Here is a 22,903-nt window from a genome sequence, read left to right on the forward strand (position 1 = left end):
TCCGTTCATATGAGATAAGGCTTGGTGCCGACACCATTGTATCATATTTCACACGTTAGCAAGGAAACATACCGCACGAACCACAGGAAGTCATCCAGGTTGCAGAGATTAATGCCATACATTCACACCAAATTGATAACCCGACAACTTCTAAAACCCAAAAAGGCTTCGCTCCCGGGCCTGATGGTCAAAGGGAGTGAAGCTTCTTGGGTTAGGCTCCATAGAGACAAAAAACAACTACATCAACAGGGTAATGACCAACAGCTCATACAGCACGAGTGGCAGAATGGTTGGTCCAAACAAGGCACGTGGCTCGGGATATCCATGCATCGGCGTAACCTGGAGATACAATATTCCCCGATCCGCGCTGATAATGACACCTTCCCATACCTGACCATCGATATTCTGGACTTGCACCTTCTTGCCGACATGCTGCCGGGCTGTATGATGAAGCATATTCCGCACACTTTGCACGGATTGGAGCATTGGTTGATTGGCTTGGTATACGACCCGTGCGGATGGTGTGGATGTGGATTCAGACATGATGCACAACCCTTCCTCAAAATCATTTCTTACTTCAAGGTATGCATCTGCCTACAAAAGGTGATCACACAAATGCCATCTCAAGTCTTCCATGCCCATTCTCATAAGCCACGTTACCCAGCGCTCCATTCACAAAAGTTAATTGTGGCGGGATGTGGCCAAGATCCACATCATACAGTACGGGAACATCCATATCTCCGAGAGCCGAAGACAGGGCATCGATGAAGTTGAAATCTCCTGTATCGGAATAACCAGCAGGTCGGCCGAACATGAAGCCTTTTACGCCTGCAAACCAGCCTGCCTGTCTCATCTGCCACAGATGACGGTAGATATCACCCGCATTCATCTCACAGCTTTCCAGATACCAGATCGTTCCTTCTTCTGCACAATACTGATCGAGATACGCTTCAACTGGTGCATAAGGCGTGCCAATCAGACAGGTGATTGTATCCATGCAGCCGCCGATCAACCGACCTGAGAATGTAACCTGCGAGTCTGCGCCTTCGGGCTGCCCCAGCTGTTTCCAGTGAGAAGGAGTATCCAGATTGAACCGCGACAACTCCGGTTTCCATTCTGATTGATAGTGAGTGGATGAAGATTGGGTGATCTGCCCTCCCTGGCCCGTCTGTAATACATCAATCCAGCGGGCGGTCACCGGATCGAGCTCGTTAGATCTCAGGTCCACGTAGTTCGTACCATGTGCCGAAGCTGTTCCGGTGATCAGGGTGTATGCGAATAAAAAGGTGCTGATATCCGAATATCCCATGACCCATTTGGGCGGCAAGGTTTTCAAAGCTTCCCAATCGAGCAGGGGCAGAATATCCATAAGGAACTCTCCACCCCACGGAGGAATAATAGCCTGAATCTCAGGGTCGCGGAAAAATGCATTCATCTCGGCAGCGCGATCTTCTTTGGATGAGCTTACACATTTGGCGTTATGCCGTAGAAACGGGCTTTCCTGAACACCAAAACCAAGGCGCTCCATGTTGTGCCTGCTCTCTTCAAGGTAATGATGCAAGGATTCACTTACACCGCTGGATGGTGCAGCCACGCCAATGGTATTTCCCGGAGCGAGTGGTTGCGGGTAACGGATCGAACGCTTATTCATTTTGGAAACACCCTTTCTTGTGAACATATCGATTTAATTCTAGATGGTTGATATTTTCATTATAGTACATGGCTACTTCATGTGGCTTGCGATTATGGCTGTTACATTTCCTTTAGGGAGTCACAGGGATTTCAATAGAGAACGGTGCACGAATTTGATCAGGGTAAGAGTATATTTCCATTGTCAGATTTCCTTTGGCTGCGGCTCCATTTTTAATGACAACTCTTGCTTCAAAGACGGAAGGGCTCCAACCTACTTCATTAATGTCGAAAGGGTTTCCTTTACTGTCCTCGATATTGGTAAATGATAGCCCTGAAGTAGCATTTTGAGCGTCTGCAATTGAAAACTCGAGGATGAGATTTTTGCCCTGGACCGTGCTTTGCAGCAATTTCAAACTTGAGGGGCCACCTTGTATCACACCTGAGGATGGATCGATGCTGATAACCAGTTCATCCTTATCCACCGCTGAAAGTCCAGACCCCTGCAGCGTCAGTTTTTTCGGAGTGGAGAAGTACATGCTCTCGAAAAAGACAGAACTTCCAGAGCCTCCGATAGAGGAGGAATCCGTTCTCCATGCTCGGCCTTGCTCATCTACCAACTGCAAATCACGAATTCCGAAGATTTTTTTGGTGTTGTTCCGATCATATTCGATATCAAGTACAAGGCGAGTGGGATACAGAACGGCCTGTTTTACATGAATACGCTGCCCGTCCACGGTCATTGTTTGATTTACGGGAATGATTTTTTTCATGCCTTTCGTTAAGCTGCGATCCACTGGGAAGGTGACCTTCCACTTATTATTCGGTTCCTTACCTCGTTCCTTAAATACAACGGTCAGCTCTTGTGGCGGTAAGGATTCTGTGAATGAGACATCGATTTTATCCTCATAAATGCCACTTTCTGAAACTGGCCTAGGAGTGGAATAGCTAAACGCAACAGGCAGCTTTTTACCATGCTCATCAAGCAAATCGATGTCATATCCACCTTTCTCCGGATCTTTCATGCCTTTCATCGTGTAAAAAATAACCATGCGTGACTCATCTGTAATGATGCTGTCCACGGTCAAGGAAGCACCATTATGCTCATCGGTCACACCAACCTTCTGCAAGAGGGACTGATCAATGGCCATCATTAACCCCTTATCCTGGCGAATCATGCTCACAATGCCTTCCATGCCGGGCAATTGCTCTACAAAGGACGCAAAGGCGGGGGAGACGCGGATACATCCCGTAAACACGAGGAGGATCGCGGCTGCAGATATGGAGCTCATAACCCAGCGCAGCCGGGACTTGCGCTTGCGCGTAGCCTGACGGATTCCAGCCTGTACAGCCTGATATGCTTCGGCATCCGGTATGGACATGGCGTCGTATTCTATTTTGCGATCATTCAGACGCAGCTCAAGGGCTTCAAATGACTTCATCTCATCGCTCATAATGTTACATCTCCTTTCGTTTCAAGTTGGTCCCGGAGCTGCCTAAGTGCCCGGTGCAATCGGGATTTTACGGTTCCGGTCGGGATTTCGAGAATATCAGCGACTTCTGTTAAGGAGAAACCTTCGAAATAGCTTAGAATAATAATGGGTTGGCAATCCCGATCCAGTGAAGATACGGCTGCGGCCAGATCAGGGTCTGCGGGCTGGTCCCAGCTGCTAGGTTCATGAATTTCGGTAACGTGGCTGAACCGGCTCTTGCGTTTGCGTTCGTCCACACAGTAGTTCAGCAGAATGCGGATTAGCCAAGTGGCGAAATAGGAGGGTTCTTTTAACTTCTTGAGCTTTCGATAAGCTCTGTAGGTGCATTCCTGTATCGCTTCCAGCGCATCGCCCTCGTTGTGCAGATAGGCATAAGCGATCCGGTACAGTTGGCTCTGTTGCATCTCCATTAAGGCTGCAAAAGCCTCGGCATCCCCTTTTTGTGCGGCGATGGTCAGTTGAGCAGGGGTCACATGGCTCCTCCTTTCATGGATGTTGGTGCGTATTAGACCGTGGAAAGGGCTAAACGGTTCTTGATTTTGGAAAAAAAGTTATGTATACACGTGAGACTACCATAAAGAAGAAATTTGCTTATAAACTGAAAACAACCGCCAATCTCCCCCTTATGTTAGAGAGAGGAGTTCGGCGGCTGTTTTGCTTCATATGACTTGTCTGACCGTAATGAGATTCGTTTCTCCCGATCTCAATCTTCAGAATAAAGATGGAGTTTCTTCGCAGCTTCCAGACCAGGCACCGCGAAACTAGCGAGCGGCGATGGCAGATCATCCAGCGGGAACCAACCGATCTCACCAATCGCTCCGCCTTCTTCGAGATTACGAGCAATGCCGCCAATAACCCGAGTTGAGTAGAGGACGGAAATCCAGTGTTCCTGTTGTTCAGGTCGGATCGTCTCTGCGGTGCAGAGCAGCTTGTCGATGACAATATCCAGATTGACTTCTTCCTTAATCTCCCGAACGACCGTCGTTTCAACGGATTCGTACGGGTCGACTTTGCCCCCAGGGATACTCCAGGTGTGCTGTTCAGGCTGACGATTCCGCCAAACCAAAAGGACTTCATTACGTTCGTTAAGGATGATCGCTCCCACGCCAATCCGAGGTTGAACAGGAGAGTTCTCTGTACCTTTGACGTTAAGTAAGGACAACGCAGATTCTTCGGAAGCGACCAGTCGTGAGTCTGAGTGATCTTCCGTCTGTTTGGCTCCTTGGGCAAGAGTCGAGTGAAACGCGAGCGGAAGTTTGGTTTGCGTTGACCATTCTTCTGCAAGAATACTCATCGAGATCAGATCATAATGCGTCCCATCCCGTAGAACGGCAGAGCGCTGGCGCCCTTCCTCCCGAAATCCGGCTTTTAGATAGGCACGTCTCGCAGCTTCATTGTATTCAATCACTTCCAGCGCAATTCGGTTCAGATTCAATTCATGGAATCCATAACGAATAATCAGAGCGAGAGCATCACTGCCGTATCCTTTACCCCGATCTTTATCATCACCAATGCCAATGGCCAGGCGCGCAGAGCGGTTATTCCACTCAATTCGGTAGAGGGCCGTGAATCCGATGAACCGATTGTCCTCCAGTGTACGCAGTGCAAATTCAAAGCCGTTGTCTCTGCGAACTGCGGATGACCCCGTCTCATCCGGCGTTAGCGGAACAGCAATATCGGTATCCAGATTACGCAAGTAATCATAACTGTCAGTGAAGTGGGCGAGCCGCATGCAGTCTTCTGGACAAGGAGCGGCCAGCCGGACTTTGGAGCCTTGAAAAGCATTTAAATGACGTGGAGCCATGTTGCACCTCTTTTATTGGATATGGAATCATACATTTTATCTCATTATACTACGAATCAGAAAGGATACCGAAAAAGGGCACAAGCAGGGAAGCATATCCTCCTGATGAGGAAAAGAAAAGCGACGCTAAATGCGCTAAATATAGATCCATATAGATCCATATAGATCCATATCATTCAACATAGATCATCTGGATATTTCCGAATATAGACAAAACAAAAAGCAGCCAAAGGGCTGCTCTACCATTCATTATTTCATATCCTGCAACAGGTTTTTCATTTTCTTGTAGTGCCCGCTGACCCGATCAACCATGTAGTTATACATAAGCTGATTCTCCGAAAGATTCGCCATTTCCTTGTCCATATCAACGTTATTGTTGTTATTATTCATGGAAGTTTCGTTGTTCTCGACAATCCGGTAGTTTACGATAGAGTCATTGGGATTACTGACCGGAAAGTGTTTCTCATGCGTCCGCTTCATGGCGAGCTGATCTGTTTTGCCATTCTCAATGATACGTCTGAGCTCTTCCTCAAACTCCACCGATTTCTTTTTGTAATGGGGTGTGTCCGCATTGGCAATATTTTCAGTGGTAACCTTGTGCTGCGCGTTCAGCGCTTGTAACAGAGATTCATTGCGTCTGGAAGTGTTCGTTTCAATCAACGGCTCAGTCTCCTTCAATGGAAAATGCAATTGCTTTCATCATAAAAAAATGAGCTGCTGCCTGTCAAGTTAGGCAAAAGAAAAGGACAAGCGCATGGCGCAGGTCTTCATTACGAAATCCTGCCTTCATGACATCTTATCCTTGTCCCAGCCCGTATGAATCAGTCTTCACGAATTAGCCATTAAGTTGGACGACTGATGTTTTTGCCATAATAAATCTCATCCATCTCCAGCTTCAACCACTCCGTAATTTCCTGTTGCTCGGCCTTGCTCAGTTTATCTTTGGTATAACCAAACAGATAGTTATCGAGATCGAATTCTTTCAGTTTGCACTTGGTGTGAAAAATGTTCTCCTGATAGACGTTCACGTCAATCATGTCGAAGCTGCTTTTGATCTCATCCGGAATATAATTCTGGATCGAACCGATCTCATGATCAATAAACAGCTTGCGTCCGCTCGTATCCCGTGTAAAGCCACGTACCCGGTAATCCATCGTCATGATATCCGTATCGAACGAGTGGATCAGATAGTTCAGTGCCTTTAGCGGCGAGATTTCACCACAGGTAGAGACGTCAATATCTGCCCGGAACGTACTGATGCCTTCGCTCGGGTGGAATTCGGGGTACGTATGAACGGTAATATGGCTTTTGTCGAGCTGCATGACGACATTATCGGGCAGGGGGCCTGGAGATTCATCGAAGGATTCTTCGGGGATCTCCACAATGGGTCCTTCCGACACAAGCATCGTCACACTTGCACCCTGGGGAACATAGTCCTGTTGGGCGACATTCAGCACATGGGCACCGATAATGTCAGACACGTTGTTCAGGATTTTGCTCAATCGGGCCGCATTATATTGTTCATCAATATATTCAATGTAAGCTTCGCGTTCATCTTTGGTTTTTGTATAACAGATATCGTACATATTGAAACTCAGCGACTTGGTCAGGTTGTTGAATCCATGCAGTTGAATGCGCTGCTCTGGCGTTAATGTCATGGTTGCAGTTCCCCTTTGTCCCATACGACATGGTAATCGCAGTTTTACTACTACTTATACCCAACCTGCCGCCAAAAAAAACATATGTACGTCATTCTTTGCTACTCCAGTCGTGCACAGGTCAGAAGGAAGAATCTTCATAATTCCCAACATCGTTCATCCGTTCATCTTCAGCAACCGATTGGATATCCTCCGAGGTGATGCTGATGATCGTATAATCTTCATTCTGCTGTTTTTTGACCGCTTTTTCCTTAATAAAACGGGGACTTCCATCCCCGGCATCTTCATCATATACAAGCAGGAGACCGTCGCTTTTGCGCAGCAACAAGTCGTCCCGCGCAGTAAACTGCCACGGGCCGATATACGGCTGACGACTAATGGCACCATAATAGTCCACACCTTGCAAAATGGAGCGATAATACTCCTGTTTGTCTTCCTTCCATTGTTCCTCGGGATTCTGAAAAGCGGTAATGATCGACAGCTTCAGATCCGGGAACGTCTTTTTCAGCTCAAGCACCACTTCGCAGGCCCACAGGTCTACACCGTATTGGCCTGGAGTCAGCACCCACTCCAGCCCGTCTTCGACCAGGGGTATAAGACGGGAGGAGATCGCCTTTTTGATGTAAGGAATTCCCTCATGCTTCTGTCCGAAAATCTGTAGTTCATGTGCACGATAACCGGTAATCAACACGTTTTTCAGCATCGGTTTCTCCTTTCAGGCGTGGTCAGGCCATCGGCCAGTTCCGGCACCGAGGCTTGTCCAGAATCGGCTGAAATCGCTGAGTCAGCGATGCCTGTTCTTTGAATCATCCCGTTAGTTCGCTGGTGGAGCATCCGTACGGAATGGATAGAGGAACTGTTTCGGAATATCGGTCTCAAATCTCATCAGCTCACCCGACGTTGGATGGATGAATGAGAGTACCCGTGCATGCAGTCCGAGGCGACCCAGTGTTTTGGTTTGAGCACCATATTTTTTGTCGCCTGCGATGGGGTGGCCCAGATCTTCCATATGCACACGAATCTGGTTTTTGCGTCCCGTTTCCAGACGGACTTCCAGCAAGGAGAACTCGCGGTTCGATTGTAGACGTTTGTAGTGTGTAATGGCATGTTGTCCATCATTCGGGCGAGAACTGGAATACATTTTGAGCGTCTTCGTTTCTTTCAACCATGAGGAAATGGTGCCCTCTTCCTTCGCAACGGCGCCTTCCACAAGGGCAACATATACACGTTCCTGTACATTCTCTTTCCAGTTGTCCTGCAGCTTCTGCTGCACTTCTTCACTCTTCGCGAACATCATGACACCGGAAGTGTCGCGGTCCAAACGATGGACAATAAATATTCGGTTCAGCGCGTCGGTACGGCGAACATGCTCGGTCAGCTGGCGATAAGCGGTAAGATCATCACTTTTGTCAGCGGCAATGGATAACAGTCCGGCTTCCTTGCGAATGACAATGATATCATCGTCTTCATGCAAAATGTTAATCCCTGTCAGGGAAGGAGCGGCAACAGCGCCTTCTTTGCTGATCGTTACGATCTGCCCTGGCGTCAGCTCCAGATTAAACTTGGTCACCACTTTCTGATCAACGGCTACCTGTCCGCGACCCAGAATGGATTTGACCGCATTACGGCCGGACTTCAAGTGTTTCAGCAGGAAGTTGAGCAGCTCATCCGGTTCGGTGACTTTGTAAGGGCGTGGTGGTTCTTGCTTGCGATAATAGGAATTTCCTGAGCGTTTGGGTGCTTTGGGTTTGGGTGCTCCTGCTTTCTTGGGGGCCGCGGAGGATTTGGCGGCTACTAGCTTTTTCGCCGCTCCTGTATTGCGTGATGCGGATGGTCCTGTTGATTTGGCAGAAGTAAAAGTGGACCGACCAGATCGTGCTGTGGACGAACCTGCGGATGCCTTCCCCTTGGCCGATGTATTGCCTGTTGGGCGTTTGCGTTTATTCATAAATAGTAATCTCCTTCTGAACAGCCTGTACCGCTTGTGTGCATACGATCCGTTCATTTCGTTATGCAGTCCAATATACCATTAACCGGGGGCAAATAAAAATAGGTGGAGAGAATCTGTTACCCATCCAGTCCAAAGAGAGTCAAGATTCATAGAATAACGTATCTCATAGCGTTGGAGGTGCTACTCATGGGTGTTTTTCTCGATATGAGAAGTTCGATGAACTCGGGAAGCGTAGGACAGCCCGGTTTGTCCCTGTCTCCTTCGCCGGAAGCGTTTGGCTCCATTGGTTTGCAAACCCTTGGTGTTCCAAACCCCATTATCACCTTGAATGGCACGGTTGGCGTTACCGGAGAAGTGGGGGATACGTTCGTTGTTGAACTTGTACGGGGCAGTGTTTACGATCCGTTCTTTGTAATCTATCGCGCCGAAGGTACAGTAGGTCAGAACGGTGGCGCTGAATTTCATTCGTTCACTGCACAGGATCTGTCCGCACCGCCTGCACTGGAAAGTGTGTATACCTCGTTTATTTCAGGGGTATCCACATCGGTACGAACCGGACCCGAAATGTTCTATGGTATTGCAGCCACCAATGGGTTCCTGTGAACAGAAGGTTCAACAGGAAGAGTGTTATCATATGGCATCTTATGATGAGCAGACAAAAATCCCGGCTCCAAGGAGTCCGGGATTTTTTGTTGTAGTATCCACGTTTACAAACTAGTTGGCGGAGCCTTTCAAAATGATGTTGTTGGCTTTGCCGAAGTCGATGGCGACTTTGCCCGCAAGTGCCGCTGTCCGCTCCGCAAGGACAACCGCGTTCACGCCACAGGAGAAGTGCATTACGGGGTGAAAATACACCGAAAATCATTGGCGGCTCCACGCCGTCCTGTCTTCTATGTTGCGTGGCACGCAGGCGGCGGGAAACGCAGCTGCATGTCTCGCCTACTACAAGCCAACTGACGGAGTGGATGAAGCTGGATCATATACATTTTGCCGCCGTGGAACAGAATCACCTTCGCGAGATGAATCAGCGCAAAAAGGCGTTGGACAATGCGGTGGAGCAGGTTAAACGTCTGCGTCGTCAGGAGACTGGGGAAGGGTAGCAGATGAGGCTGAGAAGAAAAAAACCGCAATACGCGTAGACAGGAAGGGGCTTAAACCGTGATCACCATCAGTCTGTGTATGATTGTGAAGAACGAACAACGCACGCTTGCGCGCTGTCTCGACTCGGTCGCCGGCATCGCGGACGAGATCGTGATTGTAGATACCGGTTCATCCGACCGTACGAAAGAGATCGCCGCGCAATATACCGACCGGGTCTACACGTATGAGTGGAAGGATGATTTTGCCGCAGCGCGGAATTATTCATTCGACCAGGCCACACAGGAATATATCCTGTGGCTGGATGCGGATGATGTGCTGCTGCCCGCGGAACGGGCGAAGCTGGAAAGGTTGAAGCAGCAGCTGCCGTCAGGCGGTGAGACGGCGGCTGTGATCTTGGGCTATACGCTGGCCGAGGGGCAGGAGGGAAGTCCGCTCGTGACGGACCGACGGTTGCGCCTCGTCGAGCGGGAAGCGAGCTGTCGCTGGCATGGCCGGCTGCACGAGCAGTTAGGCTTCCCGCCGGGCGGGGTCATTACGGCAGATATTGCCGTCACGCACCGCCGCGAAGCGGGCCATCATTCGGCGCGAAACGTGCGCATCCTGCGCAAATGGATCGCCGAAGAGGGCGCAGCCCAGGGACGCCTGCTGTTCTATTATGCAGGCGAATGTTATGACCGCCGGCGTTATGCGGCGGCGGTTCGGGCGTACGCGAAGCTGCTGCTGGAGCCGAGCGGCTATCGCGAGGATCGGCTCATCGCCTGCGCGCGGCTGGCGGAATGTTACGAACGGCTTGGCGAGCCGGGCCGGAAGCTGGGGGCACTGTTACAGTCATTTCAATTCGACTTGCCACATACCGACTTCTGCTGCGCCATCGCTGCCTGCTTCCAGGAGAGGCAGGAGATTGTGTCCGCCATCTACTGGTATATGCAAGCGCTCGATGTCAGCAGTCGCGATCCGGGTCTGCGCCCTGTGGCTGCGGCATGCCGCACTTGGCTGCCACACGCCAGGCTCTCCCTTTGTTACGCTCACATGGGAAACGGGGAGCAGGCGCTTCTGCATAACAGCAAAGCAAGAGAGTATCTGCCGAATGACCCAGGCCTGCTCGCCAATCGGCATAAGCTAGAAGCGGTGGTGAGTAAGGGGAACGGTGGGCCGGAAGAAAGAGAGTAATAGTAAGGGCGAAGGGAAGAGTGAGAGTGAGAGTGAGAGTGAGGGTAGTGTTGCTCCGCTCTAGAGGTGGAATAAGAGCAGCCCCGCTTGCCATGAGAGTCGGCGAGCGGGGCTGCTTATTTGTGTTTTTATTTATCGGGTGCCAGGCACCGCACGTACTGGTTATTCATGCGCAGACTTTGGCATGCCCAGCCCCAGCCGTCATATATTTCATCATCGATGTTTAGCGTAATGCTATCATCGCTGTACTCGTTCCGGTTTTCGATCCGGAGCGTATTTTCATTTTCCCATTCGAGGTGGTTAGCCCCATGGTGTTCAGCTCGATATATGGTTTTTACTGTAAACACGTCCGAACGGCCCTCCTTTAATGGCAGTGGGATCAAACGATATAAGGTAATGGATATGTAGGTACGCAAATGTCTTTTCTGTAAGCTAATCATTAATCGATGGTAACACATTGCGTATATTAATTAATAACAAATAAGTTAAAATAATCCTTAATCAAGCGAGAGCTAAGTTAAATGGAGGAAGAGAGCCTTGTTAGCAAATTCAGGACTTAAAGAAGCAGTAGGATGTAGTAGTTTGATGTGGAATGTTTAACTTGCCCAAAGGTGGTTGATGCTGCAATTAAGCATGCCAAGCATGGTATAATAGAAAGAAACGGAGTTGATGGTCAGATGTCTGATTTACTCGATCCTCGGAACGATTTTGTTTTCAAGCGTATTTTTGGCAGTGAAGAAAATAAAGATGTACTGCTAGTGTTCTTGAACCGAACGTTTGCAGAATCGGGGGAACAGCCGCTGACGGAGATTGTACTCCTTAATCCGTATACCGATAAAGATGCTCCGCTGGATAAACAGTCCATATTTGATATTTGGGCGAAAACAGCTGAAGGTAAATTAATCAACATTGAGATGCAGTTATTTAATAAATACGATATTGAAAAGCGGACCCTATATTATTGGAGCAAGCGTTATTCCATTCATTTGCAGGAAGGCCAAACTTACAAGGAACTGAAAAAGTGTGTGACAATTAATATTTTAAATTACTCGTTTATCGAAAATGAGCGTTATCATAATGTATTTCATCTGAGGGAAGACCACACTGGACTTGAATTGAGTGATGATCTCGAAGTTCATTTTATGGAGCTGTCCAAGCTGGATGATCAATCCGTTCCGATGGAAGGTGGTCTGATTAACTGGCTTTTGTTCCTGAAAGGTGCTGACAAATCAAATTGGGAGGTGCTACAAATGAATGAACCTACGTTGAAGAAAGCAATGGATACGCTGGAGTTTCTGAGTCAGGATCGTGAAGCACGTCGCTTGTATGAAGAGCGGCAAAAGTATTTGCACGATGAAGCCTCGATGATTGAGTGGGCTACGGAAAAGGGTGAACGTAAAAAAGCTCTTGAGATTGCTAAGGACATGTTATCGTTTGGTATCGAAGTTTCAGTCATTGCCAAAACGAGTGGTCTAACTGAATCTGAAGTTGAGGCGCTAAAAGATTAGCAAATGCACTTTAAATCCAAACAATCGTCTTGTCCCCAAAAGGGAAGGCGGTTGTTTTTTAATTTGCCCTAGATCGTTTTACAGTAAAACGCGGTTGCTCATTCGGGTCTGGGCCGTTAAACTAAAGGGAGCGGCGTTTGCTTGACGGACAAGTCATGAGAACGCCATTTTGTTGTCAAGGATGCGGTATATGCCGCTTTCGGATGTCAGAATCGGATCGGACCAAGCTGGTGGAAGAACACCGGTGATAAGTAAGGAGTCTTTACATGAGTGTGCAAACACCTACATTAGAAGAAGCGCAGGGTCTCCTGCAAAAATATTATGGCTACCCCGACTTCCGTGAGGGACAGAAAAAGATCGTAGCCAGCCTGCTCGAACGTGAAGATACGCTTGGTATTATGCCAACCGGGGGCGGGAAATCGATCTGTTATCAGATCCCCGCTTTGTTATATTCGGGATTGACGCTTGTCGTTTCCCCGTTGATTTCGCTTATGAAGGACCAGGTTGATGCCTTGACCACGGCTGGTATTGCAGCCGCCTATATTAATAGTACGCTCAGCGGCAAAGAAGTGAATGATCGCATCCGCGCGGCGCAGCGCGGTGAGCTGAAGCTGCTCTATGTCGCGCCTGAGCGACTGGAGCTGGACTGGTTCCGCGAGGAGATGGGCTACTTGCCAATCTCGTGCGTTGCTGTGGATGAGGCCCACTGTGTGTCGCAGTGGGGGCATGATTTTCGGACAAGCTACCTGGCGGTAGCGCCGTTTGTGGACAGTTTGCCGGAGCGGCCGGTGGTTGCGGCCTTTACGGCTACAGCGACGCCCGAAGTCATGGGAGATATTCTGCGGCTCCTGCGTTTGCAGGACCCGCAGACGTATGTGACCGGACTTGGGCGGGATAATCTGGCGTTTAGCGTGCTGCGCGGCGAGAGCAAAAAGGACTTTGTCCTGAATTACGCGCGCGAGCATTCTAGTGAGCCGGGAATTGTATACGCTGCGACCCGTAAGGACGTGGACGATCTGCATCAGCGTTTGCTGCAGGCGGGATTGCCCGCGGGACGCTACCATGCCGGGATGACGGATGATGAACGGTCCCAGAGCCAGGAAGCTTTTTTGTACGATGATATCCGGGTGATGGTGGCGACAAATGCGTTCGGGATGGGGATTGATAAGTCTAACGTGCGTTACGTTATTCATAACAGCATGCCGAAGAATATGGAAGCCTATGTGCAGGAAGCCGGTCGTGCGGGACGGGACGGGGAGCCGAGCCAGTGCATTTTGTTATTCGGGGCACAGGATATTATCACCCAGAAGTTCCTGATCGAGCAAAACCCGATGGAGGGCGACCGCAAACAGAACGATTACCGGAAGCTGCAACAGATGGTGGATTATTGTTATACGACGCGCTGTTTGCGTAGTGCACAGCTGGACTATTTCGGTGAGGTGCATGACGATACGCCTTGCGGTACTTGCAGTTCCTGTACGGACGACCGCGAGCTGGTAGACATGACGATTGATGCGCAAAAAATATTCAGCTGCATTCACCGCATGCGTGAACGGTATGGTGTATCGCTGGTCGCTTCGGTGCTCAAAGGCTCCCGTGCCAAAAAAGTGCTCGATTACGGCTTCAACTCCCTGCCAACCTATGGCGTAATGGGCAATCGTACAGAACGTGAGATCGCCGAGATCATCAACGTCATGGTTTCCGAAGGTTATCTGATGCTCTCCGAGGGGCAGTATCCGGTTGTTCGTTTGCAGCCACTGGCGGTGGAAGTGCTCAAAGGTCAGCGTGAAGTGATGCAGCGGGTGGTCCGTAAAACGGCGGCGACGGCTTCGGGTACGAACTACGGCGGACGTCGCGGACGTGATGCAATGCCATCTGCGGTTAACGAGACGGTATTTGAGCAGCTGCGTCTGATCCGTCGTGATCTGGCGGCGAAAGAGCATGTGCCGTCGTACATTATTTTCAATGATGCAACCTTGCGCGAGATGAGTGTGGTATGTCCACAGACAGAACGTGACATGCTGGATATCAAAGGGGTCGGTGAGGTCAAGTACCGCAAGTACGGGCTGCCGTTCCTGGAGTTTTTCCAGAAGCAAACGGGCGAAGACGTGGATACGGATGATGATGCTTTTTACGATTATGATTAGTGTGGATTTTGAATTGTGAATTGATGAATTCTCGCTTTCCAATATTTGAAGTTCATATGCGCAAGCTAAATGTTCGAAAAAAGATGATAGATATGTATCTAAAGGTATCTGCAAACCTGCCGAAAGCCGGAGCATAACTGCGTGTCAGGGGGAGAACATGTAGAGGGAGTGCTAAAGAACCTGTGACGTCTTATTCAGGGGTTTAAAGCGCCCGCAGCAATCTAAGGAATCTGACGCACGCTATATTGGTATAAACAGCCGTTTACAGCGTGTTTGTCAGGTGATTTTGAGAAATAACGTGTCTCATGTTCCTTACAAAATAAAAGGAGCGTCAGAAGGCCAAATAAGATGTCCTTGGTTCCTTAGAAAATCGTCTGGACCATTCGCGAGGATCGGTGAGCCTGGACTTCAAGAGGTTTTGGACCCAAACATCCTACATCGGATCGCTTGCCAGAGTTTGAAGACACGCTCTAGTAAGAGTTCGAGCGGTCGTCCATGATACGGGGAAGGGTTCAGCAGAGCTGCGGGGCTAAAGCCTTAAGGAGCAAAGTTCAAGGTTCAAGGTTCAAAGCAGTAAGATGTGGATAACGAACTGTGGATTGAACACGATTGAGGTTTTTTACAGGTTGAAGTTGATTATAGTGTCTCTGTATTGTGGACAAAAGAAGGTGAATTGTCTTTCAAAGGGTGGGCATGGGCGTTAGGATTGGCCGACAGTAGATTGCACTGCATGTAGTTTGATTGTATGTGTTTTATACTGTATCTTGTGGTTTTCGTTTGACGGGGTGTATATGTCTTTTTGAAAAGAGTGTCCACTCTTTGAAAGACAAAAGTTGAATATGTCCATGAGACATGGAATGGCTAGATCAAAAGAGGTTTAGATGAACAGCATCCGGGGCAGGATGGCTGTGCAGCTTTCTTTTTACCAAAAAAATATGGTCTGGGTGTCCAGGCAAAGGTTGTGAAGCATGAAAGTTATTCTCTCTACATTAAATGCAAAGTACATCCATACCTCTTTGGCCTTGCGGTGTCTGAAGGCGTACAGTGAGAAGGATTTTGATATTGACCTGGCGGAGTATACGATCAAGGACCCGGTGATGAACATTGTGTCTGATCTGTATCAACGCGGGGCGGACGTGATTGGGTTCTCGTGTTACATCTGGAACATTGAAGAGACGATCAAGGTCATTGATAATCTGAAAAAGGTTATGCCGAACGTAAAAATTTTGCTGGGCGGGCCCGAAGTGTCCTACGACACGGAATATTGGATGAACCGCATCCCCAATGTCGATTTCATCGTGATGGGTGAAGGGGAGGAGACGCTGCATCAGCTTTTGACGGAGCTGGAAGGGGACAAGAAGTTCCATTTCGTCTATGGACTGGCGTATCGCAAAGGGGAAGAGGTCATTCTCATGCCAGGACGGCCAAAAGCGGATCTGAACGATCTGCCGTCACCGCACCGATTTGAGGAGGATATCCCGGAGCTTGGGAAACGGGTTGTTTATTTTGAGACCAGTCGTGGCTGTCCGTTCAGTTGTCAGTTCTGTCTGTCCAGTATTGAGGTGGGCGTGCGGTATTACGATATTGAGCGGACAAAGTCGGACATTCTGTACCTGATTGAGAAGGGTGCGAAGCTGATCAAGTTTGTGGACCGGACGTTCAACATCAAGCGGGATTATGCGCTCGAAATGTTCAAATTCCTGATTGAGAATCATCAGGGGACGGTGTTCCAGTTTGAAATTACGGCGGATATTATGCGTCCCGAGGTACTGGACTATCTGGCAGAGAATGCGCCGCCAGGCACATTCCGGTTCGAGATTGGGGTTCAGTCCACGAATGATCCAACGAATGAACTGGTGAAACGCCGCCAGAACTTCTCGAAGCTGAGTCGTACCGTGAACAAAGTCAAAGCCAGCGGTAAAATCGATCAGCATCTGGATCTTATCGCCGGACTGCCGGAGGAAGATTACAATACGTTCAGGAAGACGTTTAACGATGTATTTGCACTGGGGCCGGAAGAGCTTCAGCTTGGATTCCTCAAAATGCTTCGTGGTACCGGTCTGCGTCTGGATGCGGAGAAGTATAACTACACGTATATGGATCACGCGCCGTATGAGATTCTGGGCAGTGACGTGCTGCCGTTCAGCGACATCGTGCGCCTGAAGCGGCTGGAGGATGTGCTGGAGAAATACTGGAACGCACATCGGATGGACCATACGTTGAAGTATCTGATGGAGCAGGAGTTCGATTCGCCATTTGATTTCTTCCAGGCGTTCGGGGATTACTGGGAAGGTCAGGGCTGGCAGAAGATCGGTCACCAACTGGAGGATCTGTTCACCCGTCTGCACAGCTTCCTGGAGTCGCGGAACACGCCGCATATGGATATTGTGCTCGGCTTGATGAAGTTGGATTATTTCCTCGGCCACAAGTACAAACCGCGTAAAATCTGGTGGGAAGATCCGCTTCAGAAAGACCAGTGGGCGGGTTATATGAAAACGTTGGCTGAACGTCCGGAAGACGTTCGCCTGCCGCGTATTGCCGGTGCCGCAGGCACGGCGTGGCTGGAAAGCAGCGGCACGAGTGCAGTTGCCGCTGCGGGAAGTTCGGCTGCTGCCGGGGAAGACTCTGCCGTAGATGCGGCGGGTGTGATCGGCAGCGATGGTGCAGCGTCGCTCGCTTCGGGCGACGCAACAGGGTCCGCCGCGGATGGAGCGGCGGACGGGGTGGACGGCAACGCTTCGCGTGCGTTGCCGATGACCTCAGCCATGACCGCACAGACGGTCATGGGTGCCCGTGCTTTCGCCGACCTCGATCTCGGCGAAAAGGAACTGCAGAAGCACACCGTATTGGATGTGCTTCCGTTCCGGCTTGAGCGTGTGCTAGCTGGCGCCAGCCCGCTTGCCGCGAAAGGCCGGACGCTGCTGGTCGTGGTGTACCAGCAGCATGAAGGGCAGCAGGCGCAGTATTACACGCTGCCGCTGGGAGAAGAAGCCGCTGCCATGTAGGTGCAGCGGCATTGGGGAGCTGCATGGCCGATGGCTGCATGCAGTGGGAGCTAGCACCACAGCTATGCTGCCAGTGGTGCTTCAATGGTGAGCACCGCGGTTATGGACGCGGTGCAACCCCATAAAGTGCTGCCCCATTGGGCGCAGCACCTTACCCTTACGCGGCTTGCCACTGCACAAGCCGCGCTCCGCTTCACCTTTTATCAAAACATATATGTTCCGAAAGCATCGGAAGGTCGTCTGATTCCCTAGTGGATGAAGAGTGGCCTTCCTTTTTGTTTTCCGAATTTGGGTCAAAAACATAACCTATCCAAACGAAGGAGAGTTTCCTATGACTAAATATGCTACTACTGAAAAGGCGATTACCATAACAAAAGGTTCCGCTGAGTTACTGCGCATTCATATCCCATATAACCCTGCATATATTGAGCGGATTCGTCGGATTAATGGCAGAACGTGGGAAGCCAAACAAAAAGTGTGGATCATCCCATACACCATAGCTGCTCTTCAGGAGTTCATGAATCAATTTGATCCTGATGACGTTCGGATTACCCCAGAGTTGTGGGTTGAAAATGAGAATTTACAGCAATGGAAAGCTAGTAAGGCAAACCATCCATGGAGCAAAGAGCCGTTACAGAAGGCATTAAAGTTACGAGGATACAGCCGCAAAACGATTAAAGCATATTGTAATCAGGTCGAACGTTTTCTGAGTAGCTTTCCCCTCAAAGATACCGATGTCACTACTTCCAAAATTCAGACGTATTGTTTAGGTTTGCTTGAGCGAGGGATCTCCCATTCAAGCGTGAATCAGACGATTACCGCGCTCCGCTTCTATTGCAAACATGTACTCCATCACCCTACGGAAATCCAGTTTATTCGTCCCAAGAAGCAGACCAAGCTTCCGCAAGTATTGTCGGAAAAGGAAGTCGCTCAATTGCTCAAATCCGTAACCAATCCTAAACATAAGGCCATATTGTTTCTAACCTATTCTTCTGGACTTCGTGTAGGTGAAGTTGTGCGTTTGCGGTGCAGCGATCTTGATATTGAAAGGCAAACACTCATCGTGAGACAGGGGAAGGGGCAAAAGGATCGGAGAACGATTCTATCGAGCCTAGCGTGGGATATGGTGCAAAAATACATCACTGAATACAGGCCAAGTCGTTGGCTCTTTCCAGGGCAATCTTCTGATCGGCATCTTACGGAGCGGAGTGTGCAGAAGGTTTTCGAAGAAGCTAGACAACGGGCAGGCATTGTGAAGAAGGTGAGTATTCATGTCTTGAGGCACTCTTTTGCTACTCATTTGTTGGAAAACGGAACAGACCTGCGCTATATTCAGGAATTACTTGGTCACACAAGTGCACGAACAACACAGCGATATACGCATGTTAGTACGAAAAATATTCAGCGTATTCAGAGCCCGCTGGATCGTTTGGATCTTGGAGATTGAGTACTCCTATAAATCTACCTTTTTCACCAAATTCTTCTTCGCAAATACTACAGCATCGGTTATCATATACGTAGTTCAGATATTATACAGGATCTGTGGTATTTACGAAGTACATAAATTAGATGTTAGCTGAAATAACTGAGAGAACAAGGAGTGATATTGAATGACAGATAAGGGGATTTTCAATGAAGTAATTCAAGAAGGAGAGACGATAAATCCGTACTTTGGACAAATATTAGAAAATGGAATCGATTTTGTACCTTACATAGGAAAGTTAGTTCAGACAGTTAAAATTAATCGACTAGTTCGCAGATTCAAAGAGCATGACAAAAAAATTAATTTCATATCGCATCTTGCAGCAGATTCTGTATTATCATCGGAATATATAAGTCAGAGGATTTTCCCAATTATCTTTTCAGATTTGTTTGAAGAACATGAAGATGCAAAAATAAATTTAATACTTAATGGCTTTGAAAATGTTTTTATTGAAGAGAATAGGAACGAATCAGTGATAATTAACTTTTATGATATGTTAAGAAATTTAAGATACTTGGATTTGAAGAGGCTATTTTATTTAGCAGGATTGACTGAAGAAACTATTACTTTTGTCCAAGAAAGTGACGTACATGGTTTGATACGAAACATAGATAAAAGACTAGAGAATAATGGATTACTAAATATAAAAAAAACATGGGAAGATATTGGTGATAGTGATTCAGATAAAGATAGAGATGATATCGAAATTTCACTTTATGGAAATAAATTTTTGGGATTTATACTCGAAGGGGATGGGCTAAAGTAATTTTAATCGAAGTCAGTAAATTCAGCTAACATCATATTCAAGCAGCGGCTCCTTGGGAGCCTTGGTCTGCTAGATGAATTTCGAAGAGGGATTTCAGCAGACAACCCCTCCAGGGTTCATGAATACAGAAACGTTATCGGAAATTTCCCAAATGGAAAGGATATATATAATGGAAACAAGAGTTGGGAAGACTCTAAAAAGAAAAACAGAATTTCGAAAGCAACTCCTTAGCATTCCAAAGATGTTTATTTTTCTGGTGATAAGTCTATTAGCCTATATGTTTTCTTTACTTTTGTGGACAAAAAGCCTTAAGGGAACAGCATATTCTGAACTTTTAGACACTATATTAACAACAAATATAATGGCTATTGGTTTGTTTATGGCGTTAGGGTATATGAATCTAAAATTTATCATCGTAATCTTCAAATCTCTAATTAAAATAATGTTCACAGTATGGGTAGTGATAATCGTTCAATTTTCATCATTGGATCAAATTGAGCAAAACGCTTGGATAGTTTTATCTGCATTCTTTTTTGTGTACTTAGAGGTTTTATTGGATATAAACGACTGCTTATTTCAAGTCAAAGACGATTTTCAAATTCCGAAATTAAAATATGTAACATCGACATTTATCAAAGATAATTCCATTTCAATATCCATTTTATGTTTGAGTGTAATTAATTCAGCTTTATCATATTTCATTATTGATTTATTAAAAGCGATTTATAGCTAATTCAAAGAAGTAGGGTACATCCGATAACATAATATTCACGCTGCGGCTCCTGTGGAGCCTTGGTCTGCTAGATGGATTTCGAAGAGGCATTTCAGCAGATAACCCCTTTGGGGTTCATGAATACAGAAACGTTATATGACATGGGCTTAGAGAGTATAAAACAATAAACAAAAGGAACTGATTACATGCCAAGGTTGTACTGTCCATGCGGAGATTTTATACATAACTTAAGTAATATACCTGACGATGGTTTTCTGACTGTAAGAGATAGAGACTACGAAGAATTATTGGAAACAGAAAATAATAGGAGTATTTTAAGTGAATTACAACCATATAGTGAAACAAAAGAATGGAAAGAATTAATTATTTCTGATGAAAGAATTATTAATTTAACTGAAAGAATTTATGAATGTCCTGAATGCAATAGACTTATGTGGATGAAGAAGAATGGAATGGTCAATATATATGAACAAATCAATAAAATAAAATATTAAATAAGAACCAAATGTTTGAAAGCTATTCATTGAAGAGCCCACGTCATATAACATCATATTCAAGCAGCGGCTCCTTGGGAGCCTTGGTCTGCTAGATGAATTTCGAAGAGGGATTTCAGCAGACAACCCCTCCAGGGTTCATGAATACAGAAACGTTAGCTGAAATCACTGCGAAGACCACTAAATTAAGGAAGCGATCACATGGAAATAAATAAAGAAATTATCAATACTCTAAACCAAATTCAGTGGTTTAGCAATTGTGGGACTAGAGATTATGAAAATGAGAACATTTTATATGCAAGTTCATGGTCTGAAGCAACTTACTATTATAATTCTCAGAAATGGGAAGAAACTACGTTAGAAGCAAGGAATCAATTTACTTCGTTTCTACATAAAAACTTTATAAGAGAATACTCGGATTGGAATGAATTGATCAAAGAAGCAAAAACAATCACAAACGATTGTTTAGATGAAATATTAGAAAAGACAACAAATGAATTCCAGCTAGATAGCACATTTATAGATTGTGTTAGATGGGACATACTTGAGATTATTATGAAACATATTTATTCAAGAAAATTGAATAGAAAATTTAATGGATTCTATTCGGATATTATCTTTAACATATATTCTAAAGGACATTTACCATGTGGTTGGGAAGGTAAATGGCCAACGGGTAAATTAGTGATTTATTAATAGTAGCTGGGAGTTTATCAAGATGGCAGTGACACCAGCTAACACCATGTTCACGCTTCGGGCCATTCGGCCCTCGGACCGGCAGGAGTTAGATGTGGGTTCAGGGATGCAATTAGCTGTGGCAGGGAAGCGGAATCAGCCGGACACATCCGCACCGACTAACCGCATTGCGGCCGCCACTTCGCGGCTTAAGTCGGTGGGACGTCGTGAACACAAGAACGTTAGGTGAAATCTGACTAAAAAAATTAAATAATTAAGGAGAATTAAGCATGGAAGAAAAGAGAAAATATAAACTTTATCAGCTTCTCATAATCGTAGCTTCTATTATTGGTGTTTGGGGATTCATTAATCCTATATTAATTGGCTGGATCTTTAAAGACAAAGAAGGATATGGAACATATAAGGAATTTGGTCCTGTTGGTGATTGGATTGGTGGAACATCGACGCCAATTATTACTCTAGCTAGTTTTATCATTTTATTAGCAGCCTTTCTTGCTCAAAAGGAAGAACTTCAAGCTACACGTGACGAAATGAATTTAACAAGGAAAGAGTTTAAAGAACAAAACAAAACGTTAGCGAGACAGCGGTTTGAAAATACCTTTTTCCATATGGTCTCATTACATCACAGTATTGTTAATAGTATTGAACGCACCGAGACAGAATCACATAGCGTAAGTTATACAGAAAGTCAGTATACATCCAAAATAATACGGGGTAGAGCATACATATCTAATATTGCAAGGCCATTAGTTTCCTCTAAATGGTCAGATGTTTCTCAACTGTGGTCATTGAAACAACAATATAATAATATTTATCAAGAGAATCAAAGTGAGTTAGGTCATTATTTCAGAAATCTATATCACATTATTAAGTTGATAGATGAAAGTGCTGAACTCGAAAATGACAGTGATTGTGAACTTGAGGAAAGAAAAAAATATATAAGGATCATCCGAGCGCAACTTTCAACTGATGAATTACTTTTATTGTTGTATAACTCACTTACAGATGAAGGTTCAAACTTTCATACCTTAATTATCAAGTATAAATTACTAAACAATTTAAGCGTGAAATTAGTGCCAAAAGCACTTAGAGATGTATTTGTAAGTATGAAACAAGAATAAACATTAAGAAATCTGTAGATTTACCAATGATGAGTCAGACATCACCTAACATAATATTCAAGCAGCGGCTCCTTTGGGAGCCTTGGTCTGCGAGAGGGATTTCGAAGAGGAATTTCAGCAGACAACCCCTTCGGGGTTCATGAA

The 22,903-nt window shown here is 46.7% G+C and carries 23 protein-coding genes and 1 pseudogene; 13 read left to right on the forward strand and 11 right to left on the reverse strand.

Annotation, left to right across the window (positions count from 1 at the left end; genetic code table 11):
- Positions 1-237 precede the first annotated feature (237 nt).
- The 10 genes and pseudogenes from BMW94_RS13265 to BMW94_RS13305 all read right to left on the reverse strand — a co-directional run bounded on the left by BMW94_RS13265 (position 238) and on the right by BMW94_RS13305 (position 8,532).
- Positions 238-543 carry a hypothetical protein gene (locus BMW94_RS13265; protein ID WP_076291774.1) on the reverse strand — a complete coding sequence of 102 codons (306 nt, stop codon included), beginning with the start codon at positions 541-543 and terminating at the stop codon, positions 238-240.
- 64 nt (positions 544-607) lie between these two features.
- Positions 608-1,651: a S66 family peptidase gene (locus BMW94_RS13270; RefSeq protein WP_090998957.1), complete on the reverse strand. Its 1,044-nt coding sequence runs from the start codon at positions 1,649-1,651 to the stop codon at positions 608-610.
- Positions 1,652-1,763: 112 nt separating this feature from the next.
- A complete protein-coding gene (locus BMW94_RS13275) occupies positions 1,764-3,083 on the reverse strand; it encodes a DUF4179 domain-containing protein (RefSeq protein ID WP_090998959.1) in 1,320 nt (439 codons plus the stop codon).
- Complete coding sequence (locus BMW94_RS13280) at positions 3,080-3,595, reverse strand: sigma-70 family RNA polymerase sigma factor (RefSeq protein ID WP_090998961.1); 516 nt, start codon at positions 3,593-3,595, stop codon at positions 3,080-3,082. The genes BMW94_RS13275 and BMW94_RS13280 overlap by 4 nt, the downstream gene beginning before the upstream one ends.
- A gap of 230 nt (positions 3,596-3,825) precedes the next feature.
- Entirely contained in the window at positions 3,826-4,233 is a 408-nt protein-coding gene (locus BMW94_RS13285) for an NUDIX domain-containing protein (protein WP_254790232.1), read from the reverse strand.
- 201 nt (positions 4,234-4,434) lie between these two features.
- Positions 4,435-4,926: pseudogene (locus tag BMW94_RS30485) on the reverse strand (GNAT family N-acetyltransferase); the annotation flags it as partial.
- 249 nt (positions 4,927-5,175) lie between these two features.
- On the reverse strand, positions 5,176-5,586 hold the full coding sequence (flgB, locus tag BMW94_RS13290; RefSeq protein ID WP_090998963.1) for a flagellar basal body rod protein FlgB: 411 nt from the start codon (positions 5,584-5,586) through the stop codon (positions 5,176-5,178).
- Positions 5,587-5,768: 182 nt separating this feature from the next.
- Positions 5,769-6,584, reverse strand: coding sequence for an adenosylmethionine decarboxylase (speD, locus tag BMW94_RS13295; RefSeq protein WP_090998965.1), 816 nt, complete (start codon positions 6,582-6,584; stop codon positions 5,769-5,771).
- 121 nt (positions 6,585-6,705) lie between these two features.
- A complete protein-coding gene (locus BMW94_RS13300) occupies positions 6,706-7,287 on the reverse strand; it encodes an SLOG family protein (RefSeq protein WP_175480676.1) in 582 nt (193 codons plus the stop codon).
- A gap of 111 nt (positions 7,288-7,398) precedes the next feature.
- On the reverse strand, positions 7,399-8,532 hold the full coding sequence (locus tag BMW94_RS13305) for an RluA family pseudouridine synthase (protein WP_090998968.1): 1,134 nt from the start codon (positions 8,530-8,532) through the stop codon (positions 7,399-7,401).
- A 189-nt stretch (positions 8,533-8,721) separates the two neighbouring features.
- Here BMW94_RS13305 and BMW94_RS13310 point away from each other — a divergent pair, with 189 nt between their 5' ends.
- From BMW94_RS13310 to BMW94_RS13320, 3 genes are all read left to right on the forward strand, one after another.
- Positions 8,722-9,138 carry a hypothetical protein gene (locus BMW94_RS13310; protein WP_090998969.1) on the forward strand — a complete coding sequence of 139 codons (417 nt, stop codon included), beginning with the start codon at positions 8,722-8,724 and terminating at the stop codon, positions 9,136-9,138.
- Between the two features lie 179 nt (positions 9,139-9,317).
- Positions 9,318-9,635 carry a hypothetical protein gene (locus tag BMW94_RS13315; protein ID WP_175480677.1) on the forward strand — a complete coding sequence of 106 codons (318 nt, stop codon included), beginning with the start codon at positions 9,318-9,320 and terminating at the stop codon, positions 9,633-9,635.
- Positions 9,636-9,693: 58 nt separating this feature from the next.
- Complete coding sequence (locus BMW94_RS13320; protein WP_254790226.1) at positions 9,694-10,806, forward strand: glycosyltransferase family 2 protein; 1,113 nt, start codon at positions 9,694-9,696, stop codon at positions 10,804-10,806.
- Positions 10,807-10,934: 128 nt separating this feature from the next.
- Here BMW94_RS13320 and BMW94_RS13325 read toward each other — a convergent pair whose 3' ends face one another.
- Positions 10,935-11,153, reverse strand: coding sequence for a hypothetical protein (locus tag BMW94_RS13325; RefSeq protein WP_090998971.1), 219 nt, complete (start codon positions 11,151-11,153; stop codon positions 10,935-10,937).
- A 330-nt stretch (positions 11,154-11,483) separates the two neighbouring features.
- On the opposite strand from BMW94_RS13325, the gene BMW94_RS13330 reads away from it, so the two are divergent.
- The 10 genes from BMW94_RS13330 (at position 11,484) to BMW94_RS13375 (ending at position 22,759) form a co-directional block, all read left to right on the forward strand.
- Positions 11,484-12,314 (forward strand): Rpn family recombination-promoting nuclease/putative transposase, encoded by an 831-nt coding sequence (locus BMW94_RS13330; protein WP_090998973.1) that lies wholly within the window; start codon positions 11,484-11,486, stop codon positions 12,312-12,314.
- A 266-nt stretch (positions 12,315-12,580) separates the two neighbouring features.
- A complete protein-coding gene (gene recQ / locus BMW94_RS13335) occupies positions 12,581-14,461 on the forward strand; it encodes a DNA helicase RecQ (protein WP_090998975.1) in 1,881 nt (626 codons plus the stop codon).
- Positions 14,462-15,429: 968 nt separating this feature from the next.
- Positions 15,430-17,466, forward strand: coding sequence for a B12-binding domain-containing radical SAM protein (locus BMW94_RS13340; protein WP_090998977.1), 2,037 nt, complete (start codon positions 15,430-15,432; stop codon positions 17,464-17,466).
- A gap of 84 nt (positions 17,467-17,550) precedes the next feature.
- Positions 17,551-17,718, forward strand: coding sequence for a hypothetical protein (locus BMW94_RS30490; protein WP_175480678.1), 168 nt, complete (start codon positions 17,551-17,553; stop codon positions 17,716-17,718).
- Positions 17,719-17,797: 79 nt separating this feature from the next.
- On the forward strand, positions 17,798-18,913 hold the full coding sequence (xerA, locus tag BMW94_RS13345) for a site-specific tyrosine recombinase/integron integrase (RefSeq protein WP_254790227.1): 1,116 nt from the start codon (positions 17,798-17,800) through the stop codon (positions 18,911-18,913).
- A 163-nt stretch (positions 18,914-19,076) separates the two neighbouring features.
- Positions 19,077-19,715 (forward strand): hypothetical protein, encoded by a 639-nt coding sequence (locus tag BMW94_RS13350; RefSeq protein WP_090998979.1) that lies wholly within the window; start codon positions 19,077-19,079, stop codon positions 19,713-19,715.
- Positions 19,716-19,788: 73 nt separating this feature from the next.
- On the forward strand, positions 19,789-20,448 hold the full coding sequence (locus BMW94_RS13355; RefSeq protein WP_090998981.1) for a hypothetical protein: 660 nt from the start codon (positions 19,789-19,791) through the stop codon (positions 20,446-20,448).
- A gap of 185 nt (positions 20,449-20,633) precedes the next feature.
- Positions 20,634-20,942 carry a hypothetical protein gene (locus BMW94_RS13360; protein WP_090998982.1) on the forward strand — a complete coding sequence of 103 codons (309 nt, stop codon included), beginning with the start codon at positions 20,634-20,636 and terminating at the stop codon, positions 20,940-20,942.
- 201 nt (positions 20,943-21,143) lie between these two features.
- Positions 21,144-21,638, forward strand: a complete 495-nt coding sequence (locus tag BMW94_RS13365; RefSeq protein ID WP_090998984.1) for a hypothetical protein — start codon at positions 21,144-21,146, stop codon at positions 21,636-21,638.
- 269 nt (positions 21,639-21,907) lie between these two features.
- A complete protein-coding gene (locus BMW94_RS13375; RefSeq protein ID WP_090998988.1) occupies positions 21,908-22,759 on the forward strand; it encodes a putative phage abortive infection protein in 852 nt (283 codons plus the stop codon).
- The last annotated feature ends 144 nt before the right edge of the window (positions 22,760-22,903 follow it).

Origin of the sequence: Paenibacillus sp. OK003 (assembly GCF_900109515.1) — a bacterium.
GTDB classification, from domain to species: Bacteria; Bacillota; Bacilli; order Paenibacillales; family Paenibacillaceae; genus Paenibacillus; species Paenibacillus marchantiae.